The following is a 26,106-nucleotide window of genomic DNA, read 5'->3' as shown; positions in this document are numbered from 1 at the left end:
GCCCACCGATGACTCAACGCGAATCACGCGACATGCTGCCCCCCGGCTTGGCCATGGGCAGCGCCTGGTTTACCGACTGGCTCCATCGATTGCCGGTATTGCGCCGTCGCGCTCGCACGCTGCTTGTGCTCACTGGCATCACCGGTCTGCTGGCATTGGTGGCCTACAACCAGTGGCCGCGACTGCAGCAACCGGCGGGTACCCAATCCGGAACAGTCGCCAGCTATTCGCTCGGTAGCGCCGACGACACGCACCCTACGTTTTCTGGCGTCAGCCTCGCGGATGTGCCGGTGGCGCAACTGCCGGCCACGTTCTGGGCGCCGACCGGCATGGTCGCTGCCGTGCCGCAACGGCAGGTGTATGCGCACACCGTGATCGCCATCGGGCGCAACAACAAGGTAGCGCTCTACGCCACGCCGGAGCAGATCGGCGGCCCGGCTTTCGTGCTGCAGCCAGATACGTTGCGCCATGTCTGGTACAGCGGCTGGCAAGTTGACGTAATCGATGCGCAGCGCGGCCTGCGCGGCACGCTCTATCTGTCGCACCTAGGTACGCCACGGCTGATCCGCGCCGGGCAAATAGAAGGAGCCACGCCATGAGCAGTTTCCTCGACACCATCAGCCGCTTCCCCACCGCCATCTGGACGGTGTTGCTAGGTGTGGTGCTGCTGTACTGGATCGCGGCCATGGTCGGTTTCGTCGATATCGATGCGCTCGATGTCGATGGGGAAGCCGGCGACTTTGGCGACCTTTCCGGCAAGCTGATGGCGCTGGGCTTGGGCGGCGTGCCGTTCTCCATCGTCATCAGCCTGATCACGCTAACCGGATGGCTGGTGTCCTGCCTTGCCGATCAATATCTGGTGGGCTGGCTGCCCGGCTGGCTGCACTACCTGGCCGGCGCAGCATTGCTGCTGCTCAGCTTCGCGGTGGCCCTGCCGGTCACCGCCGCCGTGCTGCGGCCGATGCGCGGCTTGTTCGTCAGCCACAACGCCATCCGCAATCCGGCACTGGTCGGCAGCGCGTGCAAGGTACTGACGCTGAAAGTGACCGAGCGCTTCGGCCAGGCCGAGGTGGCAGGAGCCGGCGCCAGCATCAACCTGCGGGTCCGCGCCAGCACCCCCAACACCCTCACCCGCGGTACGCGCGCCGTCATCGTCGACTACGACGCGGCCAGCGGCAGCTACACCATCGCCGCACTCGACGACAGCTGATCCCGCAATTTCAACCCCGTACAACAGACCCGCCCCGCGCGGGCCCGCAGCGACGTATCGCCTTCTCATCAGGGAGCAACCATGACCGCCATCATCACGGCGATTGCCATCATCGCCTTCTTCGTCTTCAGCGCATTCCTGTTGTTCGTGAAGTTCTATCACAAGGTCGAACAGGGCCGCGGCATGATCGTGAACACGCTGCGCAGCGAGCCGGAAGTCACCTTCACCGGTCGCATGGTCTACCCGGTGATCCACAAGATGGAGCTGATGGACATCTCGCTCAAGACCATCGTCATCAAGCGCTCGGGCAACGCCGGCCTGATCTGTCGTGACAACATCCGCGCCGACATCGAAGTGACCTTCTTCGTCCACGTGAACAAGACAGCCGAGGATGTGCTGCGCGTGGCGCAGACCGTCGGTTGTGAGCGTGCCTCCAGCCAGGACACGCTGGAAGAGCTGTTCGCCGCCAAGTTCGCCGAGGCGCTGAAGACCGTCGGCAAGGCGATGGATTTCGAGGATCTCTACATGGCGCGCGACAAGTTCCGCGACGAGATCATCCGCCAGATCGGTGACAACCTCTCCGGCTACGTGCTGGAAGACGCGGCCATCGATTACCTCGAGCAGACACCGATGGACAAGCTCGACCGCAACAACATCCTTGACGCGCAGGGCATCCGCAAGATCACTGAGCTCACCGCGGTGCAGCACGTCACCACCAATGAACTGCAGCGCAACGAGGAAATGCAGATCAAGAAGAAGGATGTCGAAACCGCCGAGACCATCCTCGAGCTGCAGCGCCAGCAGGCCGACGCCGAGGCGCGCCAGCAGCGCGAGATTGCCAGCGTACGGGCCCGCGAGCAGGCCGAGGCCGACCGCGTCTCCGCCGAGGAACACGCCAAGGCCGAGGTTGCGCGCATCCAGGCCGAGCAGCTGATCGCCGTGCAGCAGGAGAACATGCAGCGCGAGAAGGAAGTGGCGGAGAACAACCGCAAGCGCGCCGTCGCCATCGAAGAGGAAAAGGTCACCCGTGCCCGCGACCTGGAAGTGGTCGACCGCGAGCGCGAAGTGGCACTGCAGGGCATCGAGGCCGACAAGGCGATCGAGATCGAGAAGAAGGCCATCGCCGACGTGATCCGTGAGCGCATCGTGGTGGAACGCACGGTGGCCGAGCAGGAAGAGGCGATCAAGGAGCTGCGCGTGGTCGCCGAGGCCGATCGCACCCGCAAGGCCACGGTGATTGCGGCCGAAGCCAAGGCCGAGGAAAAGCTGGTGCTGGAAGTGAAGGCCGCCGAAGCCGAGGAGCGCCGCGCCAAGCACAAGGCCGTCGAGGAAACCACGCTGGCCGACGCCAAGCTCAAGGTCGCCGAGAAGGAGGCCGAGGCCAAGAAGCGTGAAGCTGAGGGCGTCGAGGCATTGTCCGCCGCCCCGGGCCTGGCGGACGCCAAGGTGATGCTGGTAACGGCCGATGCCAAGGAGAAGGACGGCATGATCGCCGCCAAGGTGAAGATGGCCGACGCCGACGCGGTCAGCCGCATGGGCGAAGCGGAGGCCGAGGCGCTGCGCCTCAAGCTGGAAGCCGAAGCGTCGGGCCGCGAGAAGCTGGGCCTCGCCGACGTCACGGTCAAGACGGCCGACGCGCACGCGATCGAAGCCAAGTTCGCCGCCGAAGCCAAGGGCTTGCATTCGAAGTTCGAAGCAATGAAGGCAATGAGCGAGGACACCCGTGCCCACGAGGAATTCCGCATGCGCCTCGACAACGCCCATGTGCAGACGCTCAAGGCCATCGACGCCAACACCAGCATTGCCCGGGAACAGGCCGAGGTGCTGGGCAAGGCGCTGGGCAACGCGCGTATCGACATCGTCGGCGGCGAGGGCGACTACTTCCAGCGCTTCGTCAATGCGCTGGGCATCGGCAAGGCCATCGACGGCGCCATCGGCAAGAGCGAAACGCTGCAGCTCGCCACCGCACCGCATCGCGCCGGCGAGCGCAACCTGATCGACGACGCCGGCAAATTGCTCGGCGGCCTCGGCCAGTCCGCCGACGAGCTGCAGAACCTGTCCGCCGCCGCACTGCTGCATCGGGTGATGAAGGATGGCAACGCGGAAACACAGGAGGCACTCGGCAAGCTGCTCGGCTCGCTGGGTCGCAAATAAGCAACGCGGGGCCGCCCATGGCGTGCCCCGCCTCAGGTATCACCGGAGAAGCGCCGTGGGTCTTGCCCTGTTCACGCTCCTGTTCCTGCTGTTCGCCCTGTACTCGGATCAGTGCAACCGCGCTTACCGGGTGATCCTGCACCGTTGCCCGGACCTGCTCAGTGCAGATGACAAGGCACCGCCTGCTGACTTTGATCCCGCCTGCGGTATCGCCAAAAGCATGAGCCTCGTCAACGAGTTCGCCGATAGCAATCCCGATTGGAGCCGGATTCCGGAACTGGAGCGGCGCCTGTTTCGGCGAGTACGCCTGCTGCGCTACACCATGCTCGGCAATGCCACTGCCTTGTTGCTCTACTTCTTCGTCTACTGGTAGGACATACCCATGTATTGCCTCAGCTGCAACACCGAAACCCGCCGTGAATCGCTGGAGCCCGGCCTGATGGCCGAGCAATGCCCCACCTGCCAAGGCACCTGGCTCGCGCTCGACGACTATCGCCGCTGGGTGGCACAAGCGCCGCAGCAGGCTACCGAGGCGCTGGCGGCCACTGCCGAGCTGCTGGAGGAGACCTCGCCGCGCGCGCTGCGCTGCCCAGACTGCGCACAGCTGCTGCAGAAGTACCGTGTTGCCGGGCACCTCAAGTTCAGGCTCGATCGCTGCAGCGCCTGCCGCAAGGTCTGGCTCGATGGCGAGGAATGGCCGGCGCTGCGCGCCCAGGGTTTGACGCACTCGCTGCTGCATATCCTCAGCGATCGCGGCCAGCGCGAGGTACGTGAAACCGAATCGCGCGAACGGCTCGATGCCACCTGGCGCGCCCGACTGGGTGAGGCCGACTACGCCGAGGCGCAGCGCGTGCGCGCCTGGCTGGCCGGCCACCCGCTGCGCGCTGTGCTGCTGGCCTACCTGCAGGCAAGCGATTCCACGCTGGGCTGATCCAGCCACCTGCCCACCCTGCCCCGTCTACAAGGCCATCGTTGATGAGCACCTTTCCGGAAATCGACCAGGACATCGCCGCCAGCGGCGGCTACGAGTTGCTGAAGCAGCGCCTGTCCCAGCAGGGTGAGGTACTGCTGGGCGCAGCCGGCACGCTGAACGAGGCGCGGCTCGCCGCCTTCGGCCGGGCCGACCTGCGCCTGCTGGCACGCACCCGTGCCCGCACCGAGAACAATTGCGTAGCGCGCGACATCGTGCGGGTCGGAGAGCTGCTGCTGTTCGGTTACAACGTCTATATCGGCCTGCGCCAGGAAACGCGCGTCGACGATGTGTTCAGCCTGTACCGGCTTGCCGGCAATGACGATGCGGTCGAGCTGGAAGCCGTCGCCACGGCTGGCACCTTTCTCGATGACCCACGCTTCGCTGCCGACTTCCGCGAGCTCTACGCCTATTACAAGCACGCCAGCCTGCGCCAGCTGCGTGTCACTGGCGACAAGCTGCTCGCCGCGTTCCAGATCGGCGCCCGCGCCAGCGACCTGCGGGTGTTCCGCTGGCAGCTTGGGCGCGATGGGGCCGTCACCCAATACATCGACAACCGGGGCGAGCGGGATATCGCACCGCCGCCGTCGCACGATTTCGAATGGATCGCCACCGGCCGCGAGCAGCATGTCAACGGCAAGCATCCGCATATCAACATCCTTGATGCGCTGTTCGTCGAAACCATCAACGGCGACCTGACGATCAAGGTCGAGAACAACACCGATGTCGGCCGTGGCATCTACAGCGAGCCGGTGGACGATGCCAGCCAGTCGCTGACCGACGCCGAGATCAGCTACGCCCGACTGGGCGCGCTGATCCTGCTCAAGATCCTGCCCTATCGCGAAACGGCGTATCGCTACTTGGTGTTCAACACCCGTACCCAGGCGGTGACACGCATCGATGGCATCGGCGATTCCTGCGTGCAGTTGCCCGAGGATCACGGCATCGTCTTTCCCGGTGGCTGCTACCTGCAGAGCGGCGAATACAAGACCTTCACCGAGGATGTCACCGGCCTGCGGTTCAAGCGCATGCTGCGCTCGCCCAATGGCGAGGATGTGCTGTACGTGTTCCACGATGCCGAGGCCGGCCGCTATGCGCTGCTGGCCTACAACCTGATCGACAAGGCACTGTCCTCACCGCTGTTCAGCAACGGCTACGCCCGCTTCGACGATGGCCGCGTGCTGCTGTTCAACGCCGAAGGCGAGGAAGCGACACGCAATCACGCGATGCAGCTGTGGACCACACCATTCTGCAGCGACGAATACGCCGCCAAGGCGCCACCACCCGGCTTCTTCGGCCGTATCGGCAATCCGGAGCTGGTGCGTGGACTGTCCGAGCTCTATGCCATCGCCCGCGCCACGCGCGAACAGAGCCCGAGCCGGCTGCACTACGAGGACCTGATCCGCGCCATCACCCGGCTGCAGGATGGCTACTTCTGGCTGGACGAGGCCGAAGCCGGCCAGCTCGGCGGCGCGCTCAAGACCATCGCCGACACCGCGCGGCTGACGCTCGACGAGTTCGACAAGGTCACCGCCATCCGCCACGCTGCCGATACCGCGCTGGCAAAGATGGAAGCGCAGAACAAGGCGCTGCTCACCGACATCGCCGCCACCATCTGGAAGGCGCCGCAGCAGTTCGTCGATGCACTGGCCCGCTTGCGCGCCGTGCGCGGCGAGCTGCTGGGCCTCTCCGAGCAGCGCTATATCGATGCGGCACGGCTGCAGGCCATCGACGCTGGCCTTGCCGCCGAACAGAAGCGGCTGTCCGACGAGACGGTGCGCTTTCTCGGCGCGCCACAGGCCTTCGCCGGCTACCACGGCGAGCTTGATGCGATCGCCACGGCCCTGCCGGGCATCCCGACCGTGGCCGCGCTGACGCCGCAACTGACCGCGCTCGACGGCACCGCCAGCGGTCTCGACCTGCTGACCGAGCTGTTGGCCGGACTGGACAGCGGCGATGCCACCGTGCGCACCCGCATCCTCGATGATATCGGCGAGGTCTATGCCCGACTCAACCAGGTGCGCGCCCGCGCCCGGGCCCAGCGCGACCAGCTCGCAGTACGCGAGGCCAGTGCCGAATTTGGCGCGCAGTTCAAGCTGTTCGGCCAGAGCGTAGCCAACGCACTCGACCTGGCCGACAGCCCGGAACGCTGCGACGAAGCGCTCACGCAGCTGTTGACCCAGCTGGAAGAGCTGGAAACCCGCTTCGGCGGTCAGGACACCTTCCTCGCCGACATCGTCGCCAAGCGCGATGCCGTCTACGACGCTTTCGCCAGCCGGCGGCAGACGCTGCTCGATGCCCGCCAGCAACGCGCCCAATCGCTGGCCGCCGCCGCCCGCCGCATCGTCGAGAGCATCGAGAAGCGGCTTTCGCGCTTCAGCTCGCCCGAGGAGCTGCACAGCTACTTCGCCGCCGATCCGATGGTGCACAAGCTGCGCGGCCTGATCGGCGATCTGCGCCGACTGAACGACACGGTGCAAGCCGATACGCTGGAAGGCCGGCTCACCTCGCTGCGCGACAACGCGGTGCGCATTCAGCGCGACAAGGGCGAGCTGTTCAGCGCCGACGGCATCCGCCTGGGTCGCCACACCTTTGCCGTTACCACCCAACCGTTCGATCTGACGCTGGTGCATCGCGACGATGCGCTGGCGCTGCACCTGACCGGCACCGACTACTTCGAACCGCTCGCCGACGAACGCCTGCTGGCACTCCGGCCCTATTGGCCGCAGCAGCTGGTGTCGGAGAACGACCTGGTCTACCGCGCCGAATACCTGGCCTGGCGCATGCTCGCCGCCATGCATGCGGGCGAGCTCGATGCCGCCGCGCTGGAAGCGGCGCGATTGTCGGACACCGGGCTCACGCCGCTGGTGCGTGACTTCGCTGCAACCCGCTATCACGAGGGCTACCAGAAGGGCGTACACGATGTGGACGCTGCCGCCCTGCTCGCCGCCTTGCTACCGATGGATCGCGAAGCCGGGCTGCTGCGTTTCGGCCCGCTACCGCGTGGCCTTGCCGCGCTGTTCTGGGCGCATGGCATCTGGGAGAACGACAAGGCGGGCTGGCGTACCCGTGCCGACAACGCGCACCGCATCCGTGCCGAGTTCGGTGAAGGCAAGGCGTTGCAGGCACTGGTGGACAACCTTGCCGGCCAGCTCGACGCGTTCTGCGCGCGTGAAGGCTTCACGCTCGAGCCGGCAACGCGCGAGCAGTTGGTCGACTACCTGATTGCCGAGTTGACCAGTGGCAGCGCCGAATGGCTCGCCAGCGGCGATGCCCAGCACTTGGTGTCCACACTGCAAACCGAGCTGGAGCGGCGCGGCGTGATCGGCGTGCTGCGCGACGGGCTGCAGACCGGCAGCCTGCATGAGCGCTGGGCGCTGGCGCTGCACTGGTGCGAAGCGCTGGCGAGCAGCCACGGCCTGCCCGTGGGCTACGCACCGGAAGCCGCGGCGCTGCTGCTGACGGAGCTGCCGCGCAACCGGCTCAGCGTGGCGCTGACCGGCACCGTGGACGGCCTCGTCGGCGCGCATCCGCGCGTCGTCAATGGCGGGCTCGCGCTCGATCTCAACGAATTCCGCGCGCGGCTGACCGATTACGACGCCACCGTGGTACCCGCCTTCACCACGCTGCAGGCGCTGCGTCAGGACATCGTCGACAGCACCCGCCGGACGCTACGGCTGGAGCAATATCAGGCCAAGCCGCTCTCAGGCTTCGTGCGCAACCGGCTGATCGACGAGGTCTACCTCTCGCTGATCGGCGACAATCTCGCCAAGCAGATCGGCACCGCTGGCGAATCGCGGCGTGGCGACCTGATGGGCCTCTTGCTGCTGATTTCGCCACCGGGTTACGGCAAGACCACGCTGATGGAGTACGTGGCCAACCGGCTGGGTCTGGTGTTCGTACGCGTGAACGGCCCGGCACTCGGCCATAAGGTCACCTCGCTCGATCCGGCCCAGGCCGACAGCAGCGCGGCGCGCCAAGAGCTGGAGCGGCTGAACTTTGGCCTGGCAATGGGCAACAACGTGATGCTGTACGTCGACGACATCCAGCACACCTCGCCCGAATTCCTGCAGCGTTTCATCGCGCTGTGTGACGGCACCCGTCGCATTGAGGGCATCTGGAAAGGTGAAGCCAAGAGCTATGATCTGCGCGGCAAACGCTTCTGCGTGGTGATGGCCGGCAACCCGTATACCGAGACTGGCGAAGCCTTCCGTATCCCAGACATGCTGGCCAACCGCGCCGACATCTACAACCTGGGCGATGTGCTCTCCGGCAAGGAAGCACTGTTCGCGCTGTCGTACATCGAGAACAGCCTCACCGCCAATCCGGTGCTTGCGCCGCTGTCACACCGCGATCCGGCCGACATCCAGCTGTTCCTGCGCCAGGCCAGCGGCGACGCCGTGCCGCTCACCGACTTCAAGCACGGCTACAGCGCGGCCGAAGCGGGCGAGATCGTGGCGGTGCTGCAAAAATTGTTCGCCGTGCGCGAAGTGCTGATGAAGGTGAACGCCGCCTATATCGCCTCGGCGGCGCAAGCCGATGCCTACCGTGTGGAGCCACCATTCAAGCTGCAGGGCAGCTATCGCAACATGGCCAAGCTGGCGATCAAGGTCTCCGCCATCATGAACGAGACCGAGCTTGCCGCCATGGTGCGCGATCACTACCTCGGCGAAGCACAGACACTCACCCACGGCGCCGAGGAAAACCTGTTGAAGCTGGCCGAGCTGCAAGGCGTCCTCACCGCTCAAGAGGCCGAGCGCTGGGCGCAGATCAAGCGCGATTTCCTGCACCACAAGCGCATGGGCGGCTCGGACGCCGACGGTGCCACCAAGCTGGCGCAGCAGGTCTCGCATATCGTCAGCGCGCTCGGCGACATCAGCGCGCGGCTCGCCAACCAGGACAGCGGCCAGCAGATCGCCGCCGCCATCGGCCAGATCGAAAAGCACTTGGCCACCGGCGAAACCAGCAGCAAGCTGCTGGCCCGCACTTGGCGCGACGGGCTCGTTGCGCTGGAGCAGGCGCTGCGCGACAGCCAGCCGCAGATCACCGTGCCGCCACAGCCGGAGCTGCTGTCAGTGCTGCAGGCGCTGGGTCATGCCTATGAAAACGCCTTGATCCCCGTGATCAGCGCCATGCAGCACAAGATCCGACTCGACCATGACATCTGGGACAAGGTCAAACTGATCGGCGAACAGATCAAGACCATGGATGCGACGCTCAATCGCGCCACCAGAAAGCCGGCCAAGGCCGACACCACGGAGTAACAGCCATGCCCACCCGCTTTCCCGTCGAGTTTTCGTTCAAGATTCTCGCGATCGCCCAGCAGCTGTCCGCCCGCGATGCCGATGGCACGCTGCTGTTTCATGCCAAGCAAAAGCTGTTCAAGTTCAAGGAATCGGTCACGCTGTTTGCCGACGAGGCACAGACCCGGCCGCTCTATCGCATCGATGCCGATCGCATCATCGATTTCTCGGCAAGCTATAGCGTCTCCGATCAGGCGGGCAGCCGGTTGGCGCAGCTGCGCCGGCGCGGCATGCGCTCGCTGTGGCGCGCCAGCTACGAGATCGAGCTGCCGGGGCTCGGCACGCTGGAGGTCAGCGAGGCCAACCCTTGGGTGCGCTTTGCCAACGGTCTCGTCGAGGAGATTCCGGTAGTCGGGATGCTGTCGGGGTACTTCCTGCATCCGCAGTATGACGTGCGCGACCACACCGGCCGTGTGCTGATGAGCCTGCGCAAGGAAGCCGCCTTCTTCGAAGGCCGCTACGTGCTGGAGCGCCACGTTCCACTGGGCGACGAGCCCGAACGCGCCATCACGCTGGCGCTGACCATGTTGCTGTTGCTCGAACGCGCACGCGGCTGACAACGCCATCCGACCCAACGAGGCACCCCATGTATTTCTGGCGACTCCAACCGCTGAAGCAGCACCTGCGTACACATGGTCTTTCCGAGTACCAGCAGTTTCTCTATTTAGTTGATATTCGTCGCGCTCAACGCTGCGGCGGTCGAGCTGATCGGCTATTCCCCCGATGACACCAGCGGTTTCTGGCGCTACCTGAACAGCGCCACCAATATCGCCATTCCGATCTGGGGCACCTGGTGGTGCTTCAACGCCAACGGTGGCAAACAAGGCACCCAGTTTCTCGCCAAGTACCTGAGCATCGGTTTCGTCGCCATGCTGCATTTCATCATGGTGCTGGTGATCGGCATCGTGGCCATCGTCGTACTTTTTGCGCTGCTCGCAGCCATCCATCCCGCTGCAGAGCGCGGTTCCGACGCGATGTTCACGCTGTTCGGCATGGCTTGGTATGTCGCGCTTTATCTCTATATGGCGCGCCACATCGGCGATACCGTGATGCCAGCCGCCGAGGAGGCAGCACATGCGTGAGTTCCTAGTCGAATACGTGGTCGGCTATTGCATCCTCGGCACACTGCTGGGTTCGATCGCTTACCTATATCTATGCGTGCGGCTTTACGACGTGTTCCAACGCCACTACCCACAACTGGTCGACAACATCCTCGGCGCCATGGACAGCAACATCGGCCAGGAATTTCGCGCGATCACGGTGATGCCACCGCTGCTGCGCTCGGCCTACATCGCCGAGCTGCCGAGTGCGCGACACCGCTACTGGTGCCATTTCACACGCGGGTTGGGCTACGCCTGGATCGCCTGCCTGGTGATGATTTTCGTGCCGTTCTTCCTCTAAACGGCCGGCGCGCCGCCGGGCTGTCCGGTTTCGACCTCGTGGCCATATGTTGTAAGGTTGTACCAGTACCGGACCTCTCCGGTGGCGACGCGAGGGAGCACGATGGTGGACGGCCTGACGAGATGGATCGCCTGCGGCGCGCTGTTGCTGACCAGTGTGCTCGCCAGTGCCGAAACCATCACCATCAATGCCGAGGACGACTGGAAGCCTTTTTCCTGGCGCGGCGCGCGCAACCAGGCGCAGGGCTACGCCACCGAGCTCGTGCGCGCAGCGTTCGCCAGCCAAGGCATCACCGTGCACTACAACGTGGTGCCCTTTGCCCGCTGCCTGCGCGAGGTGGAACAGGGCGCCAGCGTGGCCTGCTTCAACATCGAGATCACCGGCTATAACCGCGACCGCTTCCTCTGGCCCCGCACGCCGCTGATCGAGGAAGATCTCGCCATCTATGCGCGGGCAGACAGCCGCGGGCAGAACCTTGGCAGCAGCGATCTCGTCGGCAAGACCGTGGCGCTGACCAATGGCTACACCTACCCATCGGTGATCATGAACGATGCCGGCATCCTCAAGGACAACTCGCCCAGCGACGAGGCGCAGTTGCGCAAGCTGCTGAGCGGCCGGGTCGATTACGCGTTGCTCAACGCCACGCCAGCGCAGCTCCTGATCCGGCAGGAGCCGGCCTTTCGCGGCAAGATCAAGCGCGTGGGCCAGGTCAACCGTGCCCGCTTCTTTCTCGGCTTCTCGCTCAAACATCCGGAAGCCGAACGACTACGCACCCGCTTCGATGCCGGCATGGCCGCGTTGAAAGCCAGTGGCGATCTGCAGCGGATGGAGCAGGCGTTCAAGGCACGCCACCAGCTGCAGTAGCGTTCAATCGGCGCGCGGGTCCAGCGCCGCGCGGGCGGCTTCGCCGATGAAGACCAGCAGCATCAGCAAGGTCACCAGCACGGCAAAGGTCGACAGCGAGATCCACCACGCATCGAGGTTGGCCTTGCCCTGCGCCAGCAGTTCTCCGAGCGACGCTGTCGATGGCGGCACGCCAAGGCCGAGGAAATCGAACGCGGTCAGCGCCAGCACGGCGGCCGACTTGCGGAATGGCAGGAAGGCGATCACCGAGGTCAGCGAATTGGGCAAGAGATGGCGGTGGATGATCTGCCAGTCCGACAGACCCATCGCGCGTGCAGCAGTCACGTATTCCAGGTTGCGATTGCGCAGGAACTCGGCGCGCACATAGTCGGATAAGCCCATCCAGCCAAACACCGACAGCACTACGAACAGGATCCACACGCTGGGCTCGAACATCGACACGATGATCAGCAACAGGTACAGCTCGGGCAACGCGCCCCACACCTCAATCAGGCGCTGGCCGACGAGATCGACCTTGCCGGCGAAATAGCCCTGCAGCGCGCCGAAGAAGATACCGAGCAGCGTGCCGACGAAGGTCAGCGCGAGGCCAAACAGCGCCGACACTCTAAAGCCGTAGATCAACCGCGCCAGCACATCGCGCCCTTTCTCGTCGGTACCCAGCCAGTTCTCACGCGAGGGCGGCGCCGGATTGGGCTGGCTGGCAAAGTAGTTGAGCGTGTTCGGACCATAGCGGTTGGGCGTGAACAACGCCCAGTTGCCTCCCTGTGTAATGCGCGTCAGCACGTAAGGGTCGTGGTAATCGGCCGGGGTCGGGAAATCACCACCGAACGTGGTTTCCGGATAATCATGGATCAGCGGGAAGTAAAGCTGACCCTGATAGCGCACCACGATGGGCTTGTCGCTGGAAATCAGTTCGGCCACGCCGCTCAGCACCAGCATCACCAGGAACACGATCAGGCTGTAGTAACCCAGCCGCTGGCGCTTGAAGCGCGCCCAGGCACGCCGCCACGGCCCTTGCGGATTGCTGCTCATCGGCCAGCCCCCTCGAAGCGCAGGCGCGGATCGACCAGCACGTAGCACAGGTCGGACACCAGCCGGGTAAACAGCCCCAGCAGCGCGAACAGATAGAGCGAGCCGAGTACTACCGGGTAATCGCGCCGCACCACCGATTCGTACGACAACAGGCCCAGACCATCGAGCGAGAACAGCGTCTCGATCAGCAGGCTGCCAGTGAAGAAGGCGCCGATGAAGGCGGCCGGGAAGCCGGTGACGATGGGAATCACTGCGTTGCGGAACACGTGCCGGTACAGGATCTGCCGCTCGCCCAGCCCCTTGGCCCGAGCGGTGAGCACGTATTGCTTGCGGATCTCTTCCAGCATGCTGTTCTTGGTCAGCATGGCCACCGTGGCGAAGCTGCCCAGCACCATGGCAGTGACGGGCAGCACCAGGTGCCACAGGTAGTCGGTGACCTTGCCCAGGAAGGAGAGCTGCTCCCAGTCGTCTGAGGTGAGGCCGCGCAAGGGAAACAGCTGCCAGAAGCTGCCGCCGCCGAACAGCACCAGCAGCACCACGCCCAGGACGAAGCCGGGAATCGCATAGCCCACCATCAACATCACCGTGGTGACGAAATCGAAGCGGCTGCCATTGCGCATTGCCTTGGCCACGCCGAGCGGCACCGAGATCAGATAAGTGAGGAAGAAGGTCCACAACCCGAGCGAGACCGACACCGGCAGCTTAGAGACCATCAGCGACCATACGCTTTCGTGGTGGTAGTAGCTTTCGCCCAGGTCGAAGGTGGCACAGCGCTTGACCAGCTCCCAGAAGCGCTCGATCGCCGGTTTGTCGAAGCCGTACATCTTGCGGATCTCAGCCAATTGCTCCTCGTCCAGCCCACGCTGGCCTTGGTAGAGACTGCTGGAACGGCCACCGCCCGACGCTTCGCCGCCGCCTGCGCCGTGGGCCTTCATCTCGTACACCAGTTGCTCTACCGGCCCGCCGGGCACGAACTGCACCACGGCGAACGACATCAGCATCACGCCGAACAGCGTGGGAATCATCAGCGCCAGGCGCTTGAGGATGTAGTGGAACATGGTCAGTCCCTACCTTGCCGGTGGATGCGCCGCGGCTTCATCGCTGCAGCCACCATGTCGCCACCATCCATGATTCGGGCGAGTAATACAGCGGCAATTGCGCTGGCGGCGACATACGCCGGGTATAGGCAACCCGGTGCTCGGCGCTGAACCACTGCGGGATCACGTAGGCGCCGTGGCGCAACACCCGGTCGAGCGCATGCACGGCGGTGATGCGCTGCGCCCGGGTCTCGCTTGCAATCACGTCGTCGATCAGCGTATCCACCGCCGGATCGCGCACACCGGTGAAGTTGCCGCTGCCCTTGGTCGTCGCCGCCTTGCTGCCGTAATAGTCGTACAGCTCGTTGCCCGGACTCTGGCTGTCGGGGAAGCGCAGCGTGGTCATATCGAAATCAAAGCTGTCCATGCGGCGCTGGTACAGCGCGTAGTCCACTTGGCGCGGCCGTGCCTGGATGCCGAGCTTCTCCAGATTGCGCGCGTAGGCGAGGAACACCCGCAGCATGGGGCCGGAATCGTCGAGGAACTCGAATTCGAATGGCTGACCCTTTTGATTGCGCAAGGCGCCGTCGCGGTAGGTCCAGCCCGCTTCGGCAAACAGCGCACGGGCCTGGCGCAGGTTGTCGCGCAGGCTGTCCGGCGGCGTGGTTGTGGCCGGCTGCGGTGCCGGGCCGAACACAGCCGGATCAAGCTTGCGCCTGAGCGGATTGAGCAGCTTGAGTTCGTCCGTATCCGGCAGGCCACGCGCAGCCAGCTCGCCGTTGGACCAGAAGCTGTCGAGCCGGGTGTACTGGTTGTAGAAGAACTGCCGGTTCATCCACTCGAAGTCGAGTGCCAGCGCCAATGCTCGTCGCACCCGCAGATCGGCGAACTGCGGCTTGCGGGTATTGAGGATGAAGCCCTGCATGCCGGCCGTGTTGTGGTGGCGGAAGGCGCGCTTGACGAGCTCGCCGGTGGCGAACTTGCCGCCGATGTACTGACGCACCCAGTTCTTGGCGCTGTATTCGACGATGAAGTCGAATTCACCGGCCTTGAACGCCTCCAGCCGCGCCACCTCATCCTTGTAATAGCGGTAGGTGATGCGGTCGAAATTGAACATACCGCGGCGGGTCGGCAAATCCTTGCCCCAGTAGTCCGGGTTGCGCCGATAGGTGAGCTGGCGCCCATTCTGGTACTGCTCGATCAAATACGGGCCGCTGGTGATCGGCTTGTCCAGCGCGATCTTGTCAAACAGCTTGCCCCCGCCCCAGCGTTTGGAAAACACCGGCAAACCGCCCAGCACGATAGGCAACTCGGGGTTCTTGCGGCGGAATACATAGCGGATGGCGCGCGCATTGAGTATCTGGGCGCTCTTCACATCCACCAATTGCGCCGGAAACTGCGGCGAGACCAGCTTACTGTTCAGGATATCGAAGCTGTACTTCACGTCGGCCGCTGTCACCGGGCTGCCGTCGTTGAAGCGCGCCTTGGCATGCAGCCTGAAGGTGACGGATAGCCCATCCGGCGCCACGTCGACATCCTCGGCCAGCAGACCATAGCTGGTGGCAGGCTCATCGTCGCTGCCGATCAGCAAGGTTTCGAACATCAGATTGCCCAGGCCCGCCGCCGACGTGCCCTTCAGCAGGAAGGGGTTGAAGCTGTCGAAACTGGTGCGTCGGTCCGGGTTGGGTAACGTCAAGGCGCCGCCCTTGGGCGCATCCGGGTTCACATAGTCGAAATGGGCGAATCCCGAGGGGTATTTGGGCGCATAACCCAGCGCAAAAGCGTGTGCCGCCCGGGCAGCGGGCGACAACGACAGGCTCAGCAGCAACAGGATGGGCACAAGGCGCAGCATGCGACCCATCATAGCTCGCACTTGAGGCAGGGTCGATTCGTGCCCTACACGGCGCGCGCTTGCCGCAACACCGGGGCGCCAACCAGCTCGCGTGATAGAATCGGCGCGAGTTTTCACCGCCCCGCGTTCCATGCCCTATCTTGCGCTCGACACCACTACCGAACACCTCTCGCTGGCCGTGACGACGCCCGCCGGCGTGCTAGCGCGCGATTGGCTGGTTGGGCAGAAGCACGCAGAACGCACGCTGCCGGAGATCGAAGCGTTGCTCGCCGATGGCGGCATCGGCCGCGCCGATCTCGAAGGCATCGTCTACGGCATGGGCCCGGGCTCCTTCACCGGGCTGCGCATCGGTTGCGGCATCGCCCAGGGACTGGCCTTTGGCCTCGGCATCAAGCTGGTCGGCGTATCCACCTTGCTGGCACTGGCCGAAGGCTGTGGTGCCGAACGTGTCTACACCTGTCTCGATGCACGGATGAACCAGGTCTACGCCGCCGCCTACCAGCGTGACGGCGAAGGCTGGCGCGAAGCGATCGCCCCGGTCGTCTGCGACCCCGATACGGTAGCCGTGCCCGACAGCCAGGACTGGATCGGTGTGGGCAGCGGCTTCGGCGCCTATGGCGACGCATTGGCCGCCCGGCTGGGCGATACGCTCGCTGGCGTGCGGCCCGAACCATTCCCGCACGCCCGCCATCTGCTGGCACTGGCCTTGCCGGTGTTTGCCCGCGGCGAAGCGCTGGCGCCAGAGGATGCACCGCTCACCTATCTGCGCGACAAGGTCGCGCTGAAAACGCACGAGCGCGCCAAGGCATGAGCAGCCCGGTGTTGGACTACCGCGTGCTCGGGGCCGGCGATCTGCCGGCACTGCTGCTGCTCGACGCGGCGACCAACAGCCACTCGTGGCATCCGGATAATTGGCGTGATTCGCTGGCGCAGCACCTCTGCCTGGGCCTGTTCGATGGCGAGCAGTTGATCGGCTTCGCCGTCGCCAGCCGGGTGCTGGACGAAGCCGAGCTGCTTGCCATTGCCGTCGATCCGGCCCGCCAGGGCCAAGGCCTCGGCAAGGCGCTGCTGGGCGAGATATTCCGGCAGCTGTCACAGGCCGGCACCGCCAGCCTGTTCCTTGAAGTACGCGCCGGCAACGGTCGTGCGCAGGCGCTGTACGAGGCGGCCGGTGGTTGCGAGACCGGCGTGCGCCGCAACTACTATCCGCAGCCGGGTGGCGGTCGCGAGGATGCGCGGCTCTACGCCTTCACGCTGGCAGGCCACTTCGCATGAGCCGCCGCGACCTGGTGCTCGCCGAACTCGGGCTCACGCCGTTGTGGGTGCGCCCCAGGCTGATCTCGACAGCCCCGGTCGAAGCTGCTCCGCCCCCCCCGCAGGCCGCGACATCCGCCACCTCCTCCCCGCCCGTTGTGGCTGCGACCACTAGTGCCGCGCAGGCGCGTGCCGCATTGGTGGCGGAAGCCCCGACAGCGCCACGCATGCCCGTGCCTGCCCCTGTCGCCGCGACCACACCTGTGCCGTCGGCTGCACAGCGGGCTGGTGCACCGGTGCAGCATGCCAAGCTGTCGGTCGGAGAAGGCGAGCGCGCCATGCGCATTGCGCAGCTCGATTGGCAGGCCTTGCAGGCTGAAGTCTCCAGCTGTACCGCCTGTGGCCTGTGCCAGACCCGTACGCAGACCGTGTTCGGCGTCGGCAACCCGCAGGCCGAGCTCTTGGTGGTGGGCGAAGCGCCGGGTGCCGAGGAGGATCGCCTGGGTGAGCCCTTTGTCGGCGCCGCCGGCAAGCTGCTCGACAACATGCTCGCCGCCATCGGCGAGAAGCGCGGCGAACGCGTGTTCATCGCCAACGTGCTCAAATGCCGCCCACCGGGCAACCGCAACCCGCAGGCCGAGGAGGTGCTGCAATGCGCGCCGTTCCTTGCCCGCCAGATCGCGCTGGTCCAGCCCCGGTTGATCTTCGCCGTCGGCCGCTTCGCCATCCAGACGCTGCTGCAGACCGAGGCACCGGTCGGCGCGTTGCGTGGCAAGGTGCATGAAGTCGACGGCATCCCGGTGGTGGTCGGCTATCACCCGGCCTATCTGCTGCGCAACCTGCCTGACAAGGCCCGCGCCTGGCGCGACCTGCTGCTGCTCGAGGCAGAACTCACCAAGCGCTCGACCCCGCCACAGCAGCAAAATCCATAAGCCTACCGTTGCCGCGTGGCGCGGGAACGGCCAATGGCTTATCAAGGTAGGAACCCGCCGAGCGATTCGCCCGTCATGCCGATGCGCCCCCGCCTCCACCACCTGCTGCGCCTTGCCGTCATCGCCTTGGCGCTGAGCGTGATCGCGCTGGATTTCATGCTGGCAAGCCGGCTCGAGCATCACGCCCGTGACAGCCTGCGCATTCGTGCCGAGCAGGATCTGCAGCGCAACATCACCTTGGTCAACCATTGGCTGGATGTCCGCCAGCAGGCGCTGCGCGGCGTGGCGGCACTGTTTCTCGCCTCCGACGACGTTTCCGCACAGGAATACGCGCGCGCGGCCACGGTATTGCAGGCCGCAGCCGAAGGCGGCCGTGCCGTGGGCCTGGCCTACGCCGAGGAGGATGCCCATGGGGTGCTGCGGCTGCGCTACAACGCCCGTGGCATCAATGCGCCGATCGGCGCGGACCTCACGCGCGATGCCGCGCTGACCGGGTTGCTGCCGCAAGCGCAGGTCGGCAACGTGCAGGTGCTGCTCGGCCCTGTGGTCCAGGCCGCCGGTGGCGAGACCTGGGCCTATTACGCCTACCCACTGGCGCGCCAGGGCCGGCGCGCGCTGGTGTTCACCCGGGTGGATTTCGACGACCTGGCTGCCGCCCTGCCCCGCTTTGGGCTGCAGCTGCGGCTGGCCGTCGCCAGCGACAGCCGCACACCCGTGTTCGTGATCGGTGAGGCACGGGCGGCGCCGGGCACGCTGTTCACCATCAACCAGGAAACCATGCGCAGCAACAGTCGCTGGCGCTGGCTGGGCGACGTCACGGCCGGCGGGCTCGGTGGCGAGGACTACGGCCACTGGCTTGCCAATGCAGTGCGCTGGGGCGGGCTGCTGACCATCCTGCTGCTGGGCGTGGGCACGCTGGTGCTGCTCGAGCTCTACGCGCGCAGCCAACGCCGTGAGCTGGCACTGGAGCTGGCACGCGGCCAGCTCGAGGAAAGCGAATGGCATTACCGCACGCTGGTCGACCAATTGCCCGGCGCCGTGTTCCGTTGCCGGGCGGACGCACAATGGACCATGCTCTACCTGAGCCCCGCCATCACCTCGCTGACCGGCCTGCCGCCCGATGCGCTGATCCACAATCGTGACCTCACCTTCGCCGACCTGATCCATCCAGCTGATCGCCAGCTGGTGGCGCATGAGATCCGCCATGCCCTCGTCAGCGAGGAAACCTACGAGATCGAGTACCGGTTGTTGCCGCCCGACGGTGAGGTACGCTGGGTATACGAGCGGGGCCGCAGCATCCATCTGGGGACCGAGCGGGTGATCGACGGCGTGCTGCTCGACATCGGCGAAAAGAAGGCCGCCGAGGCCGCCCAGGCCGAGGCCAGCGCCACGCTGCGCGCCATCGTCGACAACACTCCCAACGTGGCAATCCAGGGCTACGATGCCGAAGGCCGTGTGCTGTTCTGGAATCGCGCCAGTGAGAAGCTGTTCGGTTGGCATGAGCACGAGGCAGTCGGCCGGCTGGCCTCGGAGTTCATGTTCAGCGAAGTGGACCATCACAACTTCCTCGGCGTGCTGCACCATATCGCCAACACCGGCGAGGCCACTGAGCCGACCGAATGGCCGGTGACGCGGCGCGACGGCAGCACCGCCTGGACGCTGTCGACGCAGTTCCAGATCACCCGGCCCAATGGCGCGCCGACCTATGTCTGCATGGATGTCGACATCACCGTGCGCAAGCAGTACGAAGACGAGCTGCGCCAGACGCGCGACCGGCTGGAAGACCTGGTGCAAGAACGCACCGGCGAGCTGTCGGCGGCCAATATCGAGCTCAAGCAGGCAATGGCCCAGCTGGTGCAATCCGAAAAGCTCGCCTCGCTCGGCAATTTGGTCGCCGGCATCGCCCACGAGCTGAACACGCCGCTCGGCAATACGGTCACTGTCTCGTCCACGCTCAAGCAAAAGGTCGCCGAGTTCCGCACGCTGCTGCACGAAAACCGGCTCAAGCGCTCGGAACTGGAAGCCTTTATCGAGACCAGCACCGAGGCGGCACTGCTGATCGAGAAAAGTGCACAGCGCGCCAGCGAGCTGATCAGCAACTTCAAGCAGGTGGCGGTCGATACCGCCAGTACGCGCCGCCGGGTGTTCGACCTCAAGCAGACTGTCGACGAAGTGATGTCCACGCTGCGCCCGCAGTTCAAGCACACCCCGCACCAGGTCGACGTGGCGCTGCCACCCGGCGTGCAGCTGGAGAGCTATCCCGGCCCGCTGGAACAGGTGCTGACCAACCTCGTGACCAACTCGCTGGCGCACGGCCTCTCGGCCGAGAGGCCCGGCCATATCCGCATCAGTGCAGCGTTGGCCGACGAACGCACGGTGCAGTTGGTTTATCAGGACAACGGCTGCGGCATTCCGGAAACACTGCGCCGGCGGGTGTTCGACCCGTTCTTCACCACCCGGCTCGGCCAGGGCGGTAGCGGCCTCGGCCTCTATATCGTCTACAACCTGATATATGGCGTACTGGGCGGCAAGCTGGCCCTGGACGACGCGCCAGGCGGTGGCGCCCGCTTCACCGTGCTGCTGCCGTTGACTGCTCCGCAACCGCAGGAAGACCATGAGCCATCATCCTGACGATGACCTGCAGCTGATCGCCGAAGACGGCGCCAGACCGCATGTGCCGCACGAGCGCTGGGCCGTGCTGGTGATCGACGATGACGACGAAGTCCACGCCGCGACCCGCTTCGCCTTGTCGCATCACCTCATCCTCGGCCGCGAGCTCGAGCTGGTGCATGCCCGCTCCGCTGCCGAGGCCCGCACAGTGCTCGCGCAGCGGCAAGACTTCGCGGTGATCCTGCTTGATGTGGTGATGGAAACCGGCGATGCCGGCCTCACCCTGGTCGGCTACATCCGCGACGTGCTCAAGCTCACCGAGTGCCGCATCATCCTGCGCACCGGGCAACCGGGCTACGCGCCCGAGCTCACCGTCTTCAACAACTACGACATCAACGACTATCGCACCAAGGCCGAGCTCACCCACACCCGGCTGATCACCGCCATCACCGCGGCGCTGCGCAGCTACGACCAGATCCGCACCATCGCCGAGAACCGGCGCGGCCTGGAGCTGATCGTGCGCGCGGTGGCGGACCTGATGGAACAGCACGCGCTGACCCAGTTCGCCGAAGGCGTGCTGACCCAGCTCACCGCGCTCTTGAAGCTGCCGCTCGACGGCATCGTCTGCGCGCAGCGCGGCTCGCCGTTCGACGATTCGGAACGCGAGCGACTCTACATCGTCGGCGCAGCCGGGCGGCTTGCGCCCTTGATCGCCGCCCCGCTCGAATCGCTGGATGACGCCCGGGTCCGGCAGGCCATCGAGCAGACCATCCAGTTCGGTGTGCACCAGTTCGCCGACGACCACACCACGCTCTATCTGCGCGGCGCCGAGCAGGAAGGTGCCGTGTTCCTCGAAACCCGCCAGCCGCTGTCCGACGCCGATCGCCAGCTGGTGGAGGTGTTCGCCGCCAATATCTCGGCCTGTTTCTCCAACCTCAATTACGTCGAGAAACTGAATTTCGCCGCCTATCACGATGCGCTCACGCATCTGTCCAACCGGTCGCGCTTCATCGTCCAGCTCGAACAGGCATTGCGTGATGGGAACGGCGACCAGGTGGCGCTGCTGATCGACATCGATCACTTCGCCGACATCAACGACGGTCTAGGCCATGACGTTGGCAACGAACTCTTGGTGGCCGTCGCCACCCGGCTGGAGACCAACCTGTCACCGGCCTGCCGGCTGGCACGCATCGGCGCCGATGTGTTCGGCGTGCTTGGCCCGACCGACCAGTTGCAGCCGCAGCAGTTGCTGACGCTGTTCCACATCCCGTTCGAGGTCGGCGAGCACCTGCTACCGGTTTCGGTCAAGCTCGGCTACTGCCGGCTGCGCGAGGGCGGCGGCTCCGGCTTCATGCTGCTCAAGCGTGCCAGCATCGCGCTCAACCGGGCGAAGAAGCATGTCTCCAGCGATTTCGACCACTTCAGCAGCGAGATGGAGGAGCACACCCGTTGGCGGCTCGACCTGATCCGCCAGCTGAAGCACGATTTCCATGCCGGACGCCTCGTCGTCTGGTACCAGCCGCAGGTGGAAATCCAGAGCGGCGCGGTGATCGGTGTCGAGGCGCTGCTGCGCTGGCCGGGCGAGAACGGCTTCGTCCAGCCACCGTCGGTGTTCATCCCGCTGGCCGAATACTCCGGCCTGATCGTCGAAATCGGCGATTGGGTGCTGCACGAGGCCTGTTCTGCCTATCTGGCGCTCGCCGCCGTGCAGGACCGTCCGGTGCGCATTGCCGTGAACGTGTCGATGCCGCAGTTCCGCGCCGGCGATCTCACCGAACGCGTGGCGAGCCTGCTCGGCAGCCGCCGTGTGCCGCCCTCGGCGCTGGAGCTGGAGATCACCGAGAGCATCGCCATGGATGAGCCGAAGACGGTGGTGGCCGCGCTGGAAAGCCTGCGCATGCTCGGCATCAGCATCGCCATCGACGACTTCGGCACCGGCTACTCGTCGCTGGCGCAGCTGCGCGCACTGCCAATCGACCGGCTGAAGATCGACCGCGCCTTCGTCGACGAGATCCGCGACGGCAAGGGCGGCCTCTTTGCCGAAACCATTGTCACGCTGGCCAAGAAGCTGGGACTCGGCATCGTGGCCGAAGGCGTCGAGACGCCGGAACAGGCGGGCTTCCTGCGTGCACTGGGCTGCGGTGAGGCGCAGGGCTATTTCTACGCCAAGCCGATGCCGCTGAACGAACTGACGGAGTGGCTGGCGGCGCGCCAGCGGCACTAGGCCCGCGCGCTCACACCGGCCACAGTGGCGGCTCGTCCATCGCTGCCACCTGCTCGCGCAGCGCCAGGATGTGATCCTGCCAATAGCGCTGGGTGTTGAACCAGGGGAAGGCGTGCGGGAACGCCGGATCGTCCCAGCGCTGGGCCAGCCAGCCGGCGTAGTGGATCAGCCGCAATGTGCGCAGTGCTTCGATCAGGTAAAGCTCGCGCGGATCGAACTCGCAGAAATCCTCGTAGCCCGCCAGCACATCAGCCAGTTGCCGCACCCGGTCCTCGCGCTCACCGGATAGCAGCATCCACAAGTCCTGCACCGCCGGGCCCATGCGGGCATCATCCAGGTCGACGAAATGCGGGCCATCGGGCGTCCACAGCATGTTGCCGCCGTGCACGTCGCCATGCAGCCGGATCGCGGGCACCGTGCCGGCGCGCTCGTAGCAATACGCCACCCCCTGCAGCGCCTGATCGACCACGCTGCGATAGGCCGGCAGCAGGTCATCCGGCACGAAGCTGCCGGCGAGCAATAGATCGCGTGGCGCCGCGCCGAAGGTCTGCGGTGTCAGCGCTGGGCGTTCGGCAAACGGCCGTACCGCGCCGACGGCATGGATGCGGCCAAGAAAGCGGCCGAGCCATTCCAGCGTGTCCGGCTGGTCGAGCTCCGGCGCCCGCCCGCCGCGGCGGGGAAACACCGCGAACAAAAAACCCTGATGCGCGAACAACGTGCGGCCATCCTGTGCCAGCGGCGCGACCACCGGAATCTCGTGTGCCACCAGTTCGGCGGCGAATGCATGTTCTTCGAGGATCTGCGCCTCGCTCCAGCGCCCCGGGCGATAGAACTTGGCAATGACTGGCGGCTCGTCGTCGATGCCAACCTGGTAGACACGGTTCTCATAGCTGTTGAGGGGGAACTGGCTGCCGCTGGTGCGATAGCCGATGCAATCGAGGGCATCGAGCACGCAATCGGGCGTGAGCGCGGCATAGGGATGAGTCATCAGGTGACCGTGGCGCGTTGCATGAAGGCCGGATTATCCCATGCCCGGCTCGCCAGCACGTCGGTCAACGCCGCGGCGGCATCCCACACGTCGACGAAGCGGGTATAGAGCGGGGTGAAGCCGAAGCGCAGGATGCCCGGTTCGCGATAGTCGCCGACGATGCCGCGCGCGATCAGTGCCTGGAACCATGGCATAGCCCTGTTCATGGTAGAGGCTGACCTGGCTGCCCCGCGCCGCGTGCTCGCGCGGCGTGACCAGCTGCAGCGCCGGGCATTGCGCCTCGACCAGCGCGATGAAGAGATCGGTCAGCGCCAGCGACTTGGCGCGCAAGATGGCCATGGTGGTGTGTTCGAACACATCCAGCGAAACACCCAGCAACGCAGAGCCCAATGGCGACGGCGTGCCGGAGAGAAAGCGGGCAATACCATCGGCCGCCTGAAATTGTGGCGCCATCGCGAATGGATCGGCATGCCCCCACCAGCCGGACAAGGGCTGCGGCAGGTGCTGGTGCCGCTTGGGCACCCAGAGGAAAGCCGGCGCGCCGGGGCCTGCATTCAGGTATTTGTAGCTGCAGCCGACGGCGAAATCGGCTCCACAGCCGTTGAGATCGACCGGCACCGCCCCGGCCGAATGCGCCAGATCCCAGATCACCAGCGCGCCCTGGGCGTGGCATTGGATAGTCAGGCCGGCCATATCGTGCATGGCACCAGTACGATAGTTGACGTGGGTGAGCAACACGACGGCGACGTCGTCGTCGATGGCCTTCGCCAGGTCAGCCGCATCGTCGACCAGGCGTAGCGTGTAACCTGCATCGAGCTGGGCGATCAGGCCCTGCACGATATAAAGATCGGTGGGGAAGTTGCTGCGCTCGGACACGATCACCCGGCGTCGCGGCGTGCGCTCGCGTTGCAGCGTGAGCGCAGCGGACAGCAGCTTGAACAGGTTGACCGAGATCGAATCGGTGACCACCACTTCACCGGGCGCAGCGCCGATCCACGGTGCCAACCGGTCGCCAATGCGGCGTGGCGCAGCGTACCAACCGGCCGCGTTCCAGCTGGCGATCAGCCCTTGCCCCCATTCGTGCTCGATCAGCGCGGCGATCCGTGCCTTGGCCGCATGCGGCAGTGCGCCGAGCGAGTTCCCATCGAGATAGATGCCAGGGGGGAGATCGAAGGCGTTGCGCAGCGACGCGAGTTCATCATGGGCGTCGAGCGCAAGGGCGTGGGAGCGGGTCAGCATGGGGCAACCGGACAAGGGCGATGCCCCATGCTAACCGCAGCGGATGCAACCGAGCCGCTGCGGAAATCCCGCAGGCGGCCGTAGCTCAATGCAAGGTGTCGTCGGCCTGGCTCCAGCCTTCGTCCGGATTGAAGGCATTCAGCGCAGGTGCGAGCTCGGCCGTACGCTCGCCCAGGTCACGCTCGTACACCACGCCCTCGTGGTTGACGATGAAGGTCTTCACCCCGGATACCGCGTATTCCGCCGGCCAGGCGACCACGGCGAAGCCACCGAGCAGATAACCCTTAGCGACGTAGTCATAGGCGCCGCCCTCTGCTGCCGGGCCCTGGCGGGTCAGCAAGCGATAGTAGTAGCCGTGATACGGCGTCGCCACCTCGCCACGCTTGCGATAGCCTTCGCGGAACGCGTCGGCCACCAGCTCGCCCAAGGGGCTGGGTTGCCCATCCGGCGCCTTCACCGCGTCCGACCAATAAAGGCCATCCCGCTTGCCCGGGCTGCTGACGATGCGACGGGCGTAGTGCAGCAGCTTCGCATTGTCCGGGTTGCGCTGATAGTACTCGCGCTGTGCATCAACGAGCGCGAGGCTGACCTGGATGGCCGACAGCTCGTTGAAACCGATACGGCGATTGATCAGCTCCTCAGCGCCAGCCGGAGTATCGAAGGCCCAAGTGCCGAAGGCGTTCTTCAGCGGAATCGGGAACGGCCAGCCGTCCTCCCCCACTTCCAGCACGCGAGCGCCCGGCCCCGTTTCGCTCAACTTCTGCCCCGCCTTCAACGCAGTCAGGAAGCGCTCGCGCGCCTGTTGATCAGCCACAGCGTCGCCGGAATCCAACAGCGTATGCGCCTCGTCGCCGAACAATGCCAGCAGTGCGTTCTCGTCATGCTGCTCCAGTGCTGCTTGCAGTGCGGCCACTGCTTCCTCGGGTGTGGCGAAATGGCGCTCAGCAGCATGGGCCTGTGGCACTGCCAGCGACAGCAGCAGAGTCAGGGCGGTCAGGGCGCGTGGCAGCAGGTTTTGAATGGTATGGGTCATGGT

General features: G+C 65.4%; 21 protein-coding genes. 15 read left to right on the top strand and 6 right to left on the bottom strand.

The genetic code is table 11. From position 1 onward, the window contains the following. Positions 1-8: 8 nt before the first annotated feature. The 10 genes from FLM21_RS06670 to FLM21_RS06625 all read left to right on the top strand — a co-directional run bounded on the left by FLM21_RS06670 (position 9) and on the right by FLM21_RS06625 (position 11,902). A complete protein-coding gene (locus FLM21_RS06670) occupies positions 9-599 on the top strand; it encodes a hypothetical protein (protein WP_148714817.1) in 591 nt (196 codons plus the stop codon). Continuing rightward, positions 596-1,210 (top strand): ubiquinone biosynthesis protein, encoded by a 615-nt coding sequence (locus FLM21_RS06665; protein WP_148714816.1) that lies wholly within the window; start codon positions 596-598, stop codon positions 1,208-1,210. The genes FLM21_RS06670 and FLM21_RS06665 overlap by 4 nt, the downstream gene beginning before the upstream one ends. 81 nt (positions 1,211-1,291) lie before the next feature. Continuing rightward, positions 1,292-3,364 carry a flotillin family protein gene (locus FLM21_RS06660; protein ID WP_148714815.1) on the top strand — a complete coding sequence of 691 codons (2,073 nt, stop codon included), beginning with the start codon at positions 1,292-1,294 and terminating at the stop codon, positions 3,362-3,364. Between the two features lie 55 nt (positions 3,365-3,419). Further along, positions 3,420-3,737: a hypothetical protein gene (locus FLM21_RS06655; RefSeq protein ID WP_148714814.1), complete on the top strand. Its 318-nt coding sequence runs from the start codon at positions 3,420-3,422 to the stop codon at positions 3,735-3,737. A gap of 9 nt (positions 3,738-3,746) precedes the next feature. Next, positions 3,747-4,295 carry a TFIIB-type zinc ribbon-containing protein gene (locus tag FLM21_RS06650; protein WP_148714812.1) on the top strand — a complete coding sequence of 183 codons (549 nt, stop codon included), beginning with the start codon at positions 3,747-3,749 and terminating at the stop codon, positions 4,293-4,295. Between the two features lie 44 nt (positions 4,296-4,339). After that, the gene (locus FLM21_RS06645) at positions 4,340-9,598 is read left to right on the top strand and encodes a DNA repair ATPase (RefSeq protein ID WP_148714811.1); all 5,259 of its coding nucleotides are present in this window, start codon (positions 4,340-4,342) and stop codon (positions 9,596-9,598) included. Positions 9,599-9,603: 5 nt separating this feature from the next. Further along, positions 9,604-10,194 carry an LURP-one-related/scramblase family protein gene (locus tag FLM21_RS06640; RefSeq protein WP_148714809.1) on the top strand — a complete coding sequence of 197 codons (591 nt, stop codon included), beginning with the start codon at positions 9,604-9,606 and terminating at the stop codon, positions 10,192-10,194. A 111-nt stretch (positions 10,195-10,305) separates the two neighbouring features. Continuing rightward, positions 10,306-10,719 carry a hypothetical protein gene (locus FLM21_RS06635; RefSeq protein ID WP_148714808.1) on the top strand — a complete coding sequence of 138 codons (414 nt, stop codon included), beginning with the start codon at positions 10,306-10,308 and terminating at the stop codon, positions 10,717-10,719. Then, the gene (locus FLM21_RS06630; RefSeq protein ID WP_148714807.1) at positions 10,712-11,038 is read left to right on the top strand and encodes a hypothetical protein; all 327 of its coding nucleotides are present in this window, start codon (positions 10,712-10,714) and stop codon (positions 11,036-11,038) included. The genes FLM21_RS06635 and FLM21_RS06630 overlap by 8 nt, the downstream gene beginning before the upstream one ends. A gap of 102 nt (positions 11,039-11,140) precedes the next feature. After that, positions 11,141-11,902: a substrate-binding periplasmic protein gene (locus FLM21_RS06625; protein WP_148714806.1), complete on the top strand. Its 762-nt coding sequence runs from the start codon at positions 11,141-11,143 to the stop codon at positions 11,900-11,902. A gap of 3 nt (positions 11,903-11,905) precedes the next feature. On the opposite strand, the gene FLM21_RS06620 is transcribed toward FLM21_RS06625, so the two are convergent. Genes FLM21_RS06620 through FLM21_RS06610 form a run of 3 tightly spaced genes read right to left on the bottom strand, consistent with a single transcriptional unit; the run spans position 11,906 to position 15,823 of the window. After that, the gene (locus FLM21_RS06620) at positions 11,906-12,934 is read right to left on the bottom strand and encodes an ABC transporter permease (protein ID WP_148714805.1); all 1,029 of its coding nucleotides are present in this window, start codon (positions 12,932-12,934) and stop codon (positions 11,906-11,908) included. Continuing rightward, positions 12,931-13,992: a microcin C ABC transporter permease YejB gene (locus tag FLM21_RS06615; RefSeq protein WP_148714804.1), complete on the bottom strand. Its 1,062-nt coding sequence runs from the start codon at positions 13,990-13,992 to the stop codon at positions 12,931-12,933. Before FLM21_RS06615 ends, FLM21_RS06620 begins: the two co-directional genes overlap by 4 nt. A gap of 37 nt (positions 13,993-14,029) precedes the next feature. Further along, positions 14,030-15,823, bottom strand: coding sequence for an extracellular solute-binding protein (locus FLM21_RS06610; RefSeq protein ID WP_148714803.1), 1,794 nt, complete (start codon positions 15,821-15,823; stop codon positions 14,030-14,032). Between the two features lie 130 nt (positions 15,824-15,953). Here FLM21_RS06610 and tsaB point away from each other — a divergent pair, with 130 nt between their 5' ends. From tsaB to FLM21_RS06585, 5 genes are all read left to right on the top strand, one after another. Further along, positions 15,954-16,634, top strand: a complete 681-nt coding sequence (gene tsaB, locus FLM21_RS06605; protein ID WP_148714802.1) for a tRNA (adenosine(37)-N6)-threonylcarbamoyltransferase complex dimerization subunit type 1 TsaB — start codon at positions 15,954-15,956, stop codon at positions 16,632-16,634. Continuing rightward, positions 16,631-17,098, top strand: coding sequence for a ribosomal protein S18-alanine N-acetyltransferase (rimI, locus tag FLM21_RS06600; RefSeq protein WP_148714801.1), 468 nt, complete (start codon positions 16,631-16,633; stop codon positions 17,096-17,098). Before tsaB ends, rimI begins: the two co-directional genes overlap by 4 nt. Then, on the top strand, positions 17,095-18,009 hold the full coding sequence (locus tag FLM21_RS06595; RefSeq protein WP_148714800.1) for a uracil-DNA glycosylase: 915 nt from the start codon (positions 17,095-17,097) through the stop codon (positions 18,007-18,009). Before rimI ends, FLM21_RS06595 begins: the two co-directional genes overlap by 4 nt. Before the next feature lie 81 nt (positions 18,010-18,090). Continuing rightward, positions 18,091-20,640 (top strand): PAS domain-containing sensor histidine kinase, encoded by a 2,550-nt coding sequence (locus FLM21_RS06590; RefSeq protein ID WP_187360117.1) that lies wholly within the window; start codon positions 18,091-18,093, stop codon positions 20,638-20,640. Further along, positions 20,624-22,843 (top strand): putative bifunctional diguanylate cyclase/phosphodiesterase, encoded by a 2,220-nt coding sequence (locus FLM21_RS06585; RefSeq protein WP_148714798.1) that lies wholly within the window; start codon positions 20,624-20,626, stop codon positions 22,841-22,843. Before FLM21_RS06590 ends, FLM21_RS06585 begins: the two co-directional genes overlap by 17 nt. Positions 22,844-22,853: 10 nt before the next feature. On the opposite strand, the gene FLM21_RS06580 is transcribed toward FLM21_RS06585, so the two are convergent. From FLM21_RS06580 to FLM21_RS06570, 3 genes are all read right to left on the bottom strand, one after another. After that, positions 22,854-23,831, bottom strand: coding sequence for a serine/threonine protein kinase (locus FLM21_RS06580; RefSeq protein ID WP_148714797.1), 978 nt, complete (start codon positions 23,829-23,831; stop codon positions 22,854-22,856). A gap of 33 nt (positions 23,832-23,864) precedes the next feature. Then, positions 23,865-25,070 carry a kynureninase gene (gene kynU, locus FLM21_RS06575; RefSeq protein ID WP_246120837.1) on the bottom strand — a complete coding sequence of 402 codons (1,206 nt, stop codon included), beginning with the start codon at positions 25,068-25,070 and terminating at the stop codon, positions 23,865-23,867. A gap of 85 nt (positions 25,071-25,155) precedes the next feature. Then, positions 25,156-26,103, bottom strand: a complete 948-nt coding sequence (locus tag FLM21_RS06570; protein WP_148714796.1) for a DUF2950 domain-containing protein — start codon at positions 26,101-26,103, stop codon at positions 25,156-25,158. Positions 26,104-26,106 lie beyond the last annotated feature (3 nt).

Origin of the sequence: Chitinolyticbacter meiyuanensis (assembly GCF_008033135.1) — a bacterium.
GTDB classification, from domain to species: Bacteria; Pseudomonadota; Gammaproteobacteria; order Burkholderiales; family Chitinibacteraceae; genus Chitinolyticbacter; species Chitinolyticbacter meiyuanensis.
Note: the sequence above shows the minus strand (reverse complement) of the source record. Positions and strands in the feature narration are given on the sequence as shown.

Excerpts from the sequence above, each read along its gene's own strand:
- FLM21_RS06670 (WP_148714817.1), top strand. The coding sequence starts at position 9 with ATGACTCAACGCGAATCACGCGACATGCTGCCCCCCGGCTTGGCCATG.
- FLM21_RS06665 (WP_148714816.1), top strand. The coding sequence starts at position 596 with ATGAGCAGTTTCCTCGACACCATCAGCCGCTTCCCCACCGCCATCTGG.
- FLM21_RS06660 (WP_148714815.1), top strand. The coding sequence starts at position 1,292 with ATGACCGCCATCATCACGGCGATTGCCATCATCGCCTTCTTCGTCTTC.
- FLM21_RS06650 (WP_148714812.1), top strand. The coding sequence starts at position 3,747 with ATGTATTGCCTCAGCTGCAACACCGAAACCCGCCGTGAATCGCTGGAG.
- FLM21_RS06645 (WP_148714811.1), top strand. The coding sequence starts at position 4,340 with ATGAGCACCTTTCCGGAAATCGACCAGGACATCGCCGCCAGCGGCGGC.
- FLM21_RS06640 (WP_148714809.1), top strand. The coding sequence starts at position 9,604 with ATGCCCACCCGCTTTCCCGTCGAGTTTTCGTTCAAGATTCTCGCGATC.
- FLM21_RS06630 (WP_148714807.1), top strand. The coding sequence starts at position 10,712 with ATGCGTGAGTTCCTAGTCGAATACGTGGTCGGCTATTGCATCCTCGGC.
- FLM21_RS06625 (WP_148714806.1), top strand. The coding sequence starts at position 11,141 with ATGGTGGACGGCCTGACGAGATGGATCGCCTGCGGCGCGCTGTTGCTG.
- FLM21_RS06620 (WP_148714805.1), bottom strand. The coding sequence starts at position 12,934 with ATGAGCAGCAATCCGCAAGGGCCGTGGCGGCGTGCCTGGGCGCGCTTC.
- FLM21_RS06615 (WP_148714804.1), bottom strand. The coding sequence starts at position 13,992 with ATGTTCCACTACATCCTCAAGCGCCTGGCGCTGATGATTCCCACGCTG.
- FLM21_RS06610 (WP_148714803.1), bottom strand. The coding sequence starts at position 15,823 with ATGCTGCGCCTTGTGCCCATCCTGTTGCTGCTGAGCCTGTCGTTGTCG.
- tsaB (WP_148714802.1), top strand. The coding sequence starts at position 15,954 with ATGCCCTATCTTGCGCTCGACACCACTACCGAACACCTCTCGCTGGCC.
- rimI (WP_148714801.1), top strand. The coding sequence starts at position 16,631 with ATGAGCAGCCCGGTGTTGGACTACCGCGTGCTCGGGGCCGGCGATCTG.
- FLM21_RS06595 (WP_148714800.1), top strand. The coding sequence starts at position 17,095 with ATGAGCCGCCGCGACCTGGTGCTCGCCGAACTCGGGCTCACGCCGTTG.
- FLM21_RS06590 (WP_187360117.1), top strand. The coding sequence starts at position 18,091 with ATGCGCCCCCGCCTCCACCACCTGCTGCGCCTTGCCGTCATCGCCTTG.
- FLM21_RS06585 (WP_148714798.1), top strand. The coding sequence starts at position 20,624 with ATGAGCCATCATCCTGACGATGACCTGCAGCTGATCGCCGAAGACGGC.
- FLM21_RS06580 (WP_148714797.1), bottom strand. The coding sequence starts at position 23,831 with ATGACTCATCCCTATGCCGCGCTCACGCCCGATTGCGTGCTCGATGCC.
- kynU (WP_246120837.1), bottom strand. The coding sequence starts at position 25,070 with ATGCTGACCCGCTCCCACGCCCTTGCGCTCGACGCCCATGATGAACTC.
- FLM21_RS06570 (WP_148714796.1), bottom strand. The coding sequence starts at position 26,103 with ATGACCCATACCATTCAAAACCTGCTGCCACGCGCCCTGACCGCCCTG.